We start from the raw sequence: 10,945 nt of genomic DNA on the forward strand, positions 1-10,945 counted from the left end.
ATGTTTTAAATGTCTTATTCAATTTTATGTATAAATAGTTATCAATGGATAGGACTTTTTTGTTTGTCGCTTTTGAAAGAATTATAAGTTTAGAGTGCTTGGAGTTGTTAAGTGGAGTAACACGTTTACTAGATGAGTTAAAAAACTGTCAAGATAATATATTTTTGTTAAAGAAAATTTAAAATATGATACAATGGGATTTTGTGGATATTAAACGAGGGAGTGGGAAACAAGTGCAAATATTATTAATACGTCACGGTGAATCCGAAGCGGACATTTTGCAGGTACATGAAGGACGAGCTGACTTTGAATTAACAGAAAAGGGAAGGCAGCAAGTGCAAAGGCTTGTACAGAAAGTGAAAGCAGATTTTCCGCCAGATTTTATTTGGGCAAGTACATTAAAACGTGCTAAAGAAACTGGTGAGACATTAGCAGAAGGAATTGGGTGTCCAATTCAATTAGAAGAGGAATTAATGGAATTTAATAATGGAGTACAAGCAGGTCTTTCATTTGAAGAAGCAAAGAAATATCCAGAGCCAAAGTTTCTTCATGATCGTTTTGAAAACGGGGAGTCGTTTATTGAATTTAGAATGAGAATAGAAGGAATCTTTTCTAAAATCGTGACAGAGAATACATATGACCGAATTGCAATCGTTGCACATGGTGGTGTAATAAATAGTCTATTACGTGCGTTTTTCAAAATGCCAATTTCAATGGACTATTATTTTAAAATAGGAGATACGGGAGTAAGCTTAATTGAAATTGATGGTGAACAAAAAACGGTACATTTCATTAATGATACGAGTCATTTAGACGGGATGTAAAGATCAATGTATAAAGTAGTATTCTTTGATGTTGACGGTACTCTTTTAAGTGAGATCGACAGAAGTATGCCCGAAAGTACAAAAGAAGCGATACAAAGATTAATAGATAAAGGGATTCACGTAGTTCTTACTACAGGGAGACCATATAGTTTATGCGTGCAATTTAAAGAGCTGGGCATACATACAATTATTTCTGCAAATGGTGCACATATCAAGTGTGGGGAAACAGTTATACATAAATCGGTACTTTCAAGTGAAATCGTTCATGATATCTCAGAGTTTGCAAAATTACTTGGTCAGGGCGTTTCTTATTTTACTGAGGGTTTTACAATGAACGGAATAGCTTCAGATAATAAGCGTGTAATGCAAGCACTTAGTGAGACGTTGAATTTAGAGAAGTATCCTGAAAAAAGCAAGGATTTGTCAGAAGAGGTCTATTGTTTATGTCTGTATGCGGATGAAATAGAATCTCAAAAGTTTATTGAAAAATACCCAAAGCTTACATTTGATCGTTTTCATTATTACGTTATAAATGTATTGGAAGATAGTAAAGTATCGAAGCTAACTGCAATTCAAAAAGTATTAGATTACTTAAACATTTGCAAATCAGAAGCAATTGCTTTTGGCGACGGGGGAAATGATATTGAGATGTTGCAGTATGTGGGATTAGGTATTGCGATGGGGAATGGCGGAGAAGAGTTAAAAACAAGAGCTGATTTCGTTACAAAGAAGGCGAGTGAAGATGGTATTTTATTTGCCTTAGAAAAGTTTCATATCGTCTAACATACCTTTATTGAAATAAAGGTATGTTAGGATTTTTAATGTGCTCGCACAATAAAATATGTATTTGCCCACGATGATGATAAAAGTGTGCAACAATTTCAAGCAACCATTCAAAGCGTGAATAAGAAATACCCCAATAAGCAGTCTTAATTTCCGCTAATTGTTCATTGGAATAGGATAAAAAAGTTTTAGAAATTAAATCATAGCCTTGTATCATAGTTTGTTGCATTTGCGTAATTGTTTCGGGAGTTTGTTCTTTATAGAAATTATGTAGTTGTTTTTCCATAATACCATTTAAAATGAGTAAATCAGCATGACAAATAAGTGACAGGTGTGCACACATTTCAAATAATGAACGCTTCGATTGAATTGGAGCTATTTTTAAATCACTTTCAGTATATTGATCCAGCATTTGAATAGAAGTATCAACAGCAACTTTAAGTTGGTGCAAGGCAGATGGAACAAACATTGTAATTCTCCTCATCTCCGTTTATAATAGTTTCTTAAGGGTATTATATCATACTCAAAATTCCGAAAATTCTAGTAGTTTGACTAGCATATTGAAAAGTATTATATTGTAAAAGGTCATAAGAAACGTGAAATAGAATGGAATGCAATTATTGAGTTAGGAGTTAGACCAATGAGTTTGAAATATGGAAGAGATACAATTGTTGAAGTTGACTTAAATGCAGTAAAACATAATGTAAAAGAATTTAAAAAACGAGTGAATGATGAAAATATTACAATGATGGCTGCTGTAAAAGCAAATGGGTATGGCCATGGGGCAGTTGAAGTTGCGAAAGCTGCTATTGAAGCAGGAATAAATCAGCTTGCAGTTGCATTTGTAGATGAAGCGATAGAGTTAAGAGAAGCAGGAATTAACGTGCCGATTTTAATTTTAGGTTATACGTCAGTAGCAGCTGCGGAAGAGGCAATTCAATATGACGTTATGATGACTGTTTATAGAAGTGAAGATTTACAAGGTATAAATGAAATCGCAAACCGTCTTCAAAAGAAAGCGCAAATTCAGGTGAAAATTGATACAGGAATGAGTCGTATCGGTTTACAAGAAGAAGAGGTTAAACCATTTTTAGAAGAATTAAACCGTATGGAGTATGTAGAGGTAGTAGGAATGTTTACACATTACTCTACGGCAGATGAAATTGATAAATCCTATACAAATATGCAAACAAATGTATTTGAAAAAGCTGTCAATGCAGCAAAAGAATTAGGAATTCATATTCCATATATTCATAGTTCAAATAGTGCTGGATCAATGGAGCTTAGCAATACATTTCAAAATATGGTTCGTGTCGGTATTGGAATTTATGGAATGTATCCTTCAAAAGAGGTAGATCATGCAGTTGTTTCGTTACAGCCTGCGTTGTCGTTAAAATCAAAAGTAGCTCATATTAAGCATGCAAAGAAGAATCGCGGTGTAAGTTATGGGAATACGTATGTAACGACTGGTGAAGAATGGATTGCAACTGTACCGATTGGTTATGCAGATGGCTATAATCGTCAGTTATCTAATAAAGGGCATGCATTAATAAATGGAGTTCGAGTACCTGTTATTGGCCGTGTTTGTATGGATCAGCTCATGTTAGACGTTTCAAAAGCAATGCCAGTACAAGTAGGAGAAGAAGTAGTATTCTACGGTAAACAAGGTGAAGAAGAAATTGCGGTAGAAGAAGTAGCGGATATGTTAGGTACAATTAACTATGAAGTTACATGTATGTTAGACAGAAGAATCCCGCGAGTGTATAAAGAAAATAATGAAACGGCTACTGTCGTAAATATACTAAGAAAAAACTGAATCGTTATGATTCAGTTTTTTTATTTTTGACAAATGAAAAATGCTCTGCTTGTACCGTGTAATTGAATGTCCTTAAAGCCTACGGATTCTAGCGAAGAAATTATTTCTTCATTGGAATAACAAGCTTCTTCAAATGAAAAGTCACTTCTTGTCCAATTATTATCTAAGTCATGCTGAAATAGTATAAAGTTCATTACTGCTTTTTTATTTTCATTATCATATGTAGAATCAATCGTACAAACATATTCTTCCGCTGAAATATGAAACGAAGCAACCCAATTTTCAAGAAAACCTTTTTCCATATTCATATCAAATACGAATGTACCTTCGCTATGTAATACGGAGTAAACATTACGAAAAACATTTTTTAATTCATCTAATTTTAAAATATGGTTTAAGCTATCGCCAGTAGAGATAACATAGTGAAATTGCTCATTTATATTGAAATAACGAGCATCATCGACAATAAAGGTTGCGTCTGGCGCGTTTTGACCTGCGTATTTAATCATTTGAGCAGAACCATCTATACCAGTTACTATAAAAGTATTATCAATTAACTTCTTAGTAAGGTGACCAGTCCCGCAACAAAGATCTAAAATATGAGAATGTGGTGGGGCATATTGTAAAACGAGTTTTTCCAAAAGTAGATAGGAGTGTTCAGCGTAATGCCCCCAATGTTTATTATAAATGGCTGCGAAAATATCATAATCAGAATAAATTAGTTTTTTAGACATATGTATTCACCTTAAGATTCATTACATTATAATAGTCATGCTTCGTTTTCATTTCAAAACCACATTGTGTATATAGTTTTAAGGCATTGTTATTTTTCGTTTCGACGTCTAATTCAATTGTTGAAGCTCCTTTTGTAATAAGGGTATGTACCATGGACGTAAGAATATCTTTGCCGTATCCTTTGCCTTGATAAGAAGGATGAACGGCGAATCCTGATAGTGTAGTAGATTGGTCTTGCTTAGAAACTGTAATTGTTCCTATCACTTTTTCATCGATAAGGACGCTGTAAACTTGATGGGAAGATGAATTCATCATCTTTTGTAACCATGTAGCGGTATTTTCTGCTGAATCTCCGAAGGCTTTACTGGACAGTTCAATAAGGTCAAGAAGTGATTTTGAAGATGCAAGAGTGAGCTGTATAGTACTCTTTGTTGGTTTTTGCACTTCTTTTGCTTTGAACTCCATACTGTATTCACTATATAAATAAGGCAGCTTCAAATGTATTGCAAATTCTTTCCCAGAAGCAGAATCCCCATTTATTATAAGAAGAGCTTCATCGGCCTCTCTTTTTCGTATTTCTTTCATTGCGGTTTGTAAAAGAGTAGTGCCTATATTTAGTTTCCTATAGTTCGGATGAACAAATCCTATTAACTCGATTTTTGTCGGTCTTTCAAAGTCATACATACTCAATGCACCAATTAATTGAGTATTATCATATAATAGAAAATCATATATCTCTTCATTATTGCGAGCAGTTAAAAAGTTGACATGTAAATCTGAAGAGTAATCAATTTGATCGTATTGTCCGCAAATATGAGCTAAATTTTTCATTTGTTTTATTTCACATTCTGTTAAAGAACACTTTTTCTGAATTTCCATTTCAGAATCCCTCACATTCGTATTTAAAAATAGGATGGATGACTTAGCCACTTTTCTAATTCCACACTCCCTTGAACAGACAACAGTCGGTATAAATAACGGTAAGGCTGTCTACACTTTTCAAGTTGAGGAATAGGCATAATTGTTTCGTAACCACTTTTAAAAGCATGAGCTTCTTTTTCGGTAAGTACATATTCTAGTCCGATAAAATCAAACTCTCGAGGAGCAACTGCGTAAGCTTCTGTATCTACTAAACCTGTAATAGTTGTACCATCTGATAAAAACTGAGTAGGGTCCATATCAACTAAAACGAGCGTAGATCCCCTTGGTGTTGGCAAGGAAGAAAGCTGTGATTCAAAAGTAGGAAATGCGTTACGGATGCTCGCATTATCGGAATAAAACCTATTTACAAGTTCTTTACTGACTTTTAATATGTGAGACTTAAATTCTTCTAGTGGAACTTGGAAAGTACCTGATGGGTTTCCTATAAACTCTGCTTGAAACGAATGAATTTCTGCTAGTCCTTTTCCAAGGCTGAATAAAATTGAATCAGATTGTCCGATAAAGGATTGCAACGTACTTCCTGTTAGTTTTTCGACACTAACATACTTCCGGCCATTTAAAACATGTTTTTGCAAAATAGTGGGTATGGGCAAGTTAGTATGCTTTTTCAATAATTCGTGTATAAGTTCTAAATGATGGACGTTCCTTGGATCAATTCCAAATAGGTTTTTACATCCCCACCAAAAATCATTATTTGGCTCTTCATTCATTTTAGAAGAACGAACGATGACTTCTTCATCTTCTGTTCGGACAAGAAACACATCACTTGCATGGTCTTCATAACCTGGGTGTAAAGTTTGAACAGATAAAATAGGTGAAGTAAATAGTTTTTGTAGCATGAAGCGGCTCCTTTTTCTGTAAATTCTATAAATTAAGTATATAACATGTCGTATGTAAGAGCTAAAGTTTTCGGTTCTACATAAGAATTGCTAAAAAGGTGAAAGATGTGTATATAAAGCAATTTCTTTGTATTTGCGGAAAAAATTAGTTATGATAATACTAAGAAAATATATAAGTTTTGGGGGTAATGAATGAAGAAAGTATTTGAATACGTATTATTAACAATTGGCTCAATTATTGTAGCAGGTTCATTAGAGCTTATTTTAGCGCCTAATGGATTAGTAGATGGCGGGGTAACAGCCATTGCTATTATGGCGAATAAAGTTGCAGGATTGCCGCTTTATGGAGTGTTCTTAGGGATTAATATCCCGATTTTATTATTTACTGCAAAAGTAATGGGAAAGAAGTTCTTTATCCGTACATCTTATGCAAACGTTGTTACAACACTCGGATTGATTTATTTGAAACCATTTCCAGCAATTACAACTTCTGAATTGTTAATTGTTCTTTATGGAGGAGTTCTATTTGGTGTTGGTGTAGGGATTGTAGTAAAAATGGGCGGAGCAATTGATGGATCAGAAATGTTAGCTGTTTGGATGAACAAACACTTTAAAGTACCAATTAGTACATTTTTACTTGCAGTAAATGCGGTTATTTTCATCTTTGTTGCTATTTTATTCTCAATCGAACAAGCGATGTTCTCATTAGCAATTTTCTATATTGTTACGAAGATGATTGATTTCATATTAGATGGTATTAATCAAGGAAAGAGCGTTATGATTATTTCTGGTAAAAATAAAGAAATAGGCGATCTACTTATGAAAGAATTGCAATTATCTGTTACGTATCTACATGGAGAAGGTGGTTTTTTAGGAGAACATAAGAGAATCATTTATTGTATTACAAACCGTTTCATTTATCCGAAAATGAAAGATCTCGTTCTCTCTGTAGATCCAACTGCTATCATTGAAGCTTCCTATTCAACAGAAACAACTGGTGTCAAACGTCCGGGAAGGGCAATGAGATCAGAAAAATAGTGAATGAAAATAGCTCCACGTAAGTATAACTTGCGTGGAGCTATTCTTATTTAGGGAACCAGGCTTTTTTCAGTAATTTGACAACAGTTTCGATACAATCCTCTGGAATACTGCCAAAGCCGAGCAATACATATGACTCTTTCCTTACATTATGAACAGAATCGTATGTGGAGAGAGGGTATAACTTAATACGTTCTTTTGCAGCTGCATGAATAAGTTCTTGTTCGTTCATACCGTTATGAACGTGAAGTACGATATGAAGTCCAGATTGTTCACCGAGTATATGAACGTTATTTCCCATTTCGTTTGTAATAGATTTAATTAAAGAAATATGTTTTCTTTTATATAACGTACGACTTCGGTTAATGTGACGTTCCCAATCACCATTTTGAATAAAGGTGGCAAAGGTAAGTTGTTGCATTGTAGAAACCGTTTGTTTATACATACCACCAAATTCTTTATAGATTTTTAGCAGATGAGGTGGTAAAACGATATATCCCATTCGTAAAGAAGGTAAAAAAGATTTCGAAAAAGTTCCCATATAAATAACACACTCATTTGAATCTAGTCCTTGTAAAGAAGGAATAGGTTTTCCTATATAGCGAAATTCCCCGTCGTAATCATCTTCAATAATATACCCCTTACAATCAATCGCCCATTTTAATAACTCGAGTCTTCTAGATAACGGCATAATGATTCCAAGTGGAAATTGGTGAGAGGGAGTCACATACGCTACATTGGAACCCGATTCACGTAAAGCGGAAATATGAATTCCTTTATCATCTAAAGGGATAGGGTGAACGGGAAGATTAGAACTTTGAATCATAGCAGGTATACGGTGAAACCCAGGATTTTCGATTCCGTATTCTTTTTTTGAACCAAGTAGTTGAAGTAGTAGCCAAAGAAGAGGCTGCGTACCTGCTCCAATAATAATTTGATCAGGCGAAGAATGTACCCCGCGAGCATGATATAAATACTTTGAAATATGTTCTCGTAGAACGAGCTCACCTTGTGGATCTTCTTTAGCAAATAATTCATTTTCATATTGAAATAAAGTTTCGTGTAATGCTCTTTTCCAATTTGTTATTGGAAAAGCTTTTTGATCAATAAGCCCTTGGCTACAATCATAATCATATTGTTCGTTTTCTTTCTTATTAGCACTGTTTGACGTAATTTGCTGTTTCTTTTGAATGACATCAATATCGACTTCAGCAACAAAAATCCCGCGTTTCGGTTTGCTTTCTACATACCCTTCAGCTAGTAATTGTTGATAAGCAGATTCAACTGTAATACGGCTCACATTAAGTTGCATAGCTAAATTTCTGTGAGAAGGGAGACGTGTACCGGCACGTAGTGACCCATGAGAGATTTCTCGTTTTATATATTCATAAATTTGTAAGTAAATGGGTGTTTTACTTTGTAATACTAATGGGATAGTCAGATCCATTTATAGACGCTCCTTTTTATACTGGCCTTATAAAAAAGAATAGAACTGTCACTTAAGCTAAGGGCAGTGGCTTTTTATAATGATGATATAACATTTAGAAAATTTTATAAATAGTAAGGGGAGAATCATAATGGATATTAAAGAAGTCGTAACAGAAGCGGATTTACACGATATATTTCCTGTATTACAGCAATTACGAACAAAACTTTCAAGAGAAGAAGCAAGTTGTTTATTTCAAAAAATGAAAGAAGAAAACTATAAACTATTTTCGCTACGCAATGAAGATAAAGAAGTTGTTAGTCTAGCTGGTGTAGCAATTTGTACGAATTTTTATAATGAGAAACATGTTTTTGTATATGACCTTGTAACCGCGGAAGCTCACAGATCAAAAGGGTATGGTAATGTTCTGCTGTCATATGTAGAAAAATGGGGGAAAGAAAAAGGGTGCAGTTCTATCGTTCTTACATCTGCGTTTCCAAGAATTGATGCACATCGTTTTTATGAAAGAGAGGGCTTTAATAAGGTAAGCTATTCTTTTTATAAAGAGTTATAATACTAAGTAGGTTCCGTGTGTAAAAATATATGGAACCTATTTTCTTTTTCAGATTTTAGCTAGGGACAGGTCTAGTAATATAATTTGTCGAATATTAGAAAATAAAAAGGGAATATTGAATTTAGAGAATGTTAGGAGCGTTTATACTTGGAAAAAATAAAGAAATTATCTATACCAAATGATGTAAGAGTCATCATTATTTCTGATATTCATGGAGAATTAGATCTTTTTAAGGAACTACTACATAAAGTTAATTTTAAAGATGAAGATTACTTAATTATTAATGGAGATCTTTGTGAGAAAGGGAGAAATAGTATTGGCGTCGTAAACTATGTGATGGATCTAGTAGTTAGTAAGCCAAATGTGTATGTAATAGAAGGGAATTGTGAGGTTGTAGTTGAAGCACTTGTAAACGAAAATCCTGCGCTAATAAATTATTTATGTACGAGAAAGAATACAATTTTCAATGAATGGCTAGCGCAATTGAATGTTACCGTTAATGAAGAAAGTGATATTTTTGAAGTGAAAAACATATTGATGGGTCATTTCTCAAAAGAAATAAAGTGGCTAACAGAATTACCAACAGCTATTGAAACGGATGATTATATTTTTGTACATGCTGGCCTTGAAGATAGAGAGGATTGGAAAGAAACGGAACGAAAAAATGCGATAGCAATGCCGGAGTTTTTCAATCAATCACATAAAGCAAATAAGTATGTAGTTGTCGGTCATTGGCCTGTTGTAAACTACTCTGATGAAGCTCCATCTAACAATCCAGTTATTGATAAGGAGAAAAAGATTATAGCAATTGACGGCGGAAATGCGATTAAAGAGGCAGGACAATTAAATGCATTTATCATTCAGAGGACAAGTGCAAGTGATAAGTTTTCTTATACATATGTAGACTATTTTCCAGAATATGAAGTAATAGCAGATTTTCATGCCGATGCAACAATGCAGGGCGGGGTTACCTATCCACATTATTACATAGAGCCTATTGAGAAGAAGCAAGATTACACAATATGCAGGCAAAAGGAAACGAATACATTACTTTCTGTGAAAGATGAATACATTAAGCAACTAGATTCAGGTGAATACACAGTGAAAACCGATATTTCTTGTGCACAAATAAGCGTAAGAAAAGGAGATATTGTTTCTCTCATTGATGGTAGCTGCTCAGGATATGATTTAATTAAAAAAGATGGAGTAGAAGGCTGGATAGAGAAAGGGATTTTAGTTGAGATAGAAAAGACGAAAAAGAAAATATTTAGCTGAAATAGGAGGGATGTAACCTCCTATTTTTTTTAGAAGTAGATTGTTTGCTGTCTTTAATAAGTAAATAAATCGTACTCGGTAAAATGACAAGCGTCATTCCTAAAATAATTGCTAGTATAGCAAAACCTTTATACGGAGCAGAAACGATAAATGGAAGCCCCGCTAGGAAAATACCTGCTATTATCATCGAAATACTACAAATATTTGAAGCTCTTTTTTCAAGGTGCTTATCATTCCATTCCAAAGAAACCGTTGATTTACTCGTATCAATTTTGGTACTGAAATAGCCTATTAATATAAATGAAAGCCCTAATGCTATAAATATGAAATGATCAAGAGGAAGTGAAAAGCCAAGAGCGATAAGGGCAATGACAATATCAACAAAAAATAAAAATAGTAACATTGTGTTGCCAATCCAATGGAGAAATTTCTGGTTACTCGCTGCTTTAGATAAAGCTAAAAATAAAAAGAATAAGAAGGAACATATAATTATATTTACGATAACAAAAGTGCCTTTATCCATTGTTGACGTAGGTGTTCCATTGAAGTCCCATTTCGTAACAATACTTGATGGTAAGAAGGAATAGAGAATAATATTTGTCGTAACAATAGTGAGAAATAAAGCAATACTAAATCGATTATTCATTGAATCACCAGCTTTCTACATGAATAATTGGTATCTTATAACAAAAT

Annotated in this window: 12 protein-coding genes; 6 read left to right on the forward strand and 6 right to left on the reverse strand. The window is 33.9% G+C overall.

Translation table 11 applies throughout. From position 1 onward, the window contains the following. Nucleotides 1-233 precede the first annotated feature (233 nt). Together KI369_RS10650 and KI369_RS10655 are read left to right on the forward strand one after the other, a co-directional pair. Entirely contained in the window at nt 234-824 is a 591-nt protein-coding gene (locus tag KI369_RS10650; protein WP_212955919.1) for a histidine phosphatase family protein, read from the forward strand. Nucleotides 825-830: 6 nt separating this feature from the next. Continuing rightward, nucleotides 831-1,607, forward strand: a complete 777-nt coding sequence (locus KI369_RS10655) for a Cof-type HAD-IIB family hydrolase (protein ID WP_212955920.1) — start codon at nt 831-833, stop codon at nt 1,605-1,607. 7 nt (nt 1,608-1,614) lie between these two features. Here KI369_RS10655 and KI369_RS10660 read toward each other — a convergent pair whose 3' ends face one another. Beyond that, on the reverse strand, nt 1,615-2,076 hold the full coding sequence (locus KI369_RS10660; RefSeq protein ID WP_212955921.1) for a DinB family protein: 462 nt from the start codon (nt 2,074-2,076) through the stop codon (nt 1,615-1,617). A 171-nt stretch (nt 2,077-2,247) separates the two neighbouring features. Here KI369_RS10660 and alr point away from each other — a divergent pair, with 171 nt between their 5' ends. Continuing rightward, complete coding sequence (gene alr, locus KI369_RS10665) at nt 2,248-3,423, forward strand: alanine racemase (RefSeq protein WP_212955922.1); 1,176 nt, start codon at nt 2,248-2,250, stop codon at nt 3,421-3,423. 20 nt (nt 3,424-3,443) lie between these two features. On the opposite strand, the gene KI369_RS10670 is transcribed toward alr, so the two are convergent. Genes KI369_RS10670 through KI369_RS10680 form a run of 3 tightly spaced genes read right to left on the reverse strand, consistent with a single transcriptional unit; the run spans nt 3,444 to nt 5,939 of the window. Next, nucleotides 3,444-4,157, reverse strand: coding sequence for a class I SAM-dependent DNA methyltransferase (locus KI369_RS10670; RefSeq protein ID WP_212955923.1), 714 nt, complete (start codon nt 4,155-4,157; stop codon nt 3,444-3,446). Beyond that, a complete protein-coding gene (locus tag KI369_RS10675) occupies nt 4,150-5,037 on the reverse strand; it encodes a GNAT family N-acetyltransferase (RefSeq protein ID WP_212955924.1) in 888 nt (295 codons plus the stop codon). Before KI369_RS10675 ends, KI369_RS10670 begins: the two co-directional genes overlap by 8 nt. A gap of 23 nt (nt 5,038-5,060) precedes the next feature. Then, a complete protein-coding gene (locus KI369_RS10680) occupies nt 5,061-5,939 on the reverse strand; it encodes a nitrate reductase (RefSeq protein ID WP_212955925.1) in 879 nt (292 codons plus the stop codon). A 192-nt stretch (nt 5,940-6,131) separates the two neighbouring features. Here KI369_RS10680 and KI369_RS10685 point away from each other — a divergent pair, with 192 nt between their 5' ends. Further along, entirely contained in the window at nt 6,132-6,977 is an 846-nt protein-coding gene (locus KI369_RS10685) for a YitT family protein (protein WP_000755132.1), read from the forward strand. Between the two features lie 46 nt (nt 6,978-7,023). Here KI369_RS10685 and pdxR read toward each other — a convergent pair whose 3' ends face one another. After that, a complete protein-coding gene (pdxR, locus tag KI369_RS10690; RefSeq protein WP_212955926.1) occupies nt 7,024-8,424 on the reverse strand; it encodes a MocR-like pyridoxine biosynthesis transcription factor PdxR in 1,401 nt (466 codons plus the stop codon). Between the two features lie 130 nt (nt 8,425-8,554). On the opposite strand from pdxR, the gene KI369_RS10695 reads away from it, so the two are divergent. After that, entirely contained in the window at nt 8,555-8,977 is a 423-nt protein-coding gene (locus tag KI369_RS10695) for a GNAT family N-acetyltransferase (RefSeq protein WP_212955927.1), read from the forward strand. A 147-nt stretch (nt 8,978-9,124) separates the two neighbouring features. Continuing rightward, nucleotides 9,125-10,252, forward strand: a complete 1,128-nt coding sequence (locus KI369_RS10700; RefSeq protein WP_212955928.1) for a metallophosphoesterase — start codon at nt 9,125-9,127, stop codon at nt 10,250-10,252. Here the strand turns inward: KI369_RS10700 and KI369_RS10705 are convergent. Then, nucleotides 10,245-10,898, reverse strand: a complete 654-nt coding sequence (locus KI369_RS10705) for a DUF1648 domain-containing protein (RefSeq protein WP_212955929.1) — start codon at nt 10,896-10,898, stop codon at nt 10,245-10,247. The genes KI369_RS10700 and KI369_RS10705 overlap by 8 nt on opposite strands. Nucleotides 10,899-10,945: the final 47 nt, after the last annotated feature.

Origin of the sequence: Bacillus sanguinis, assembly GCF_018332475.1 — a bacterium.
Classification (GTDB): Bacteria; Bacillota; Bacilli; order Bacillales; family Bacillaceae_G; genus Bacillus_A; species Bacillus_A sanguinis.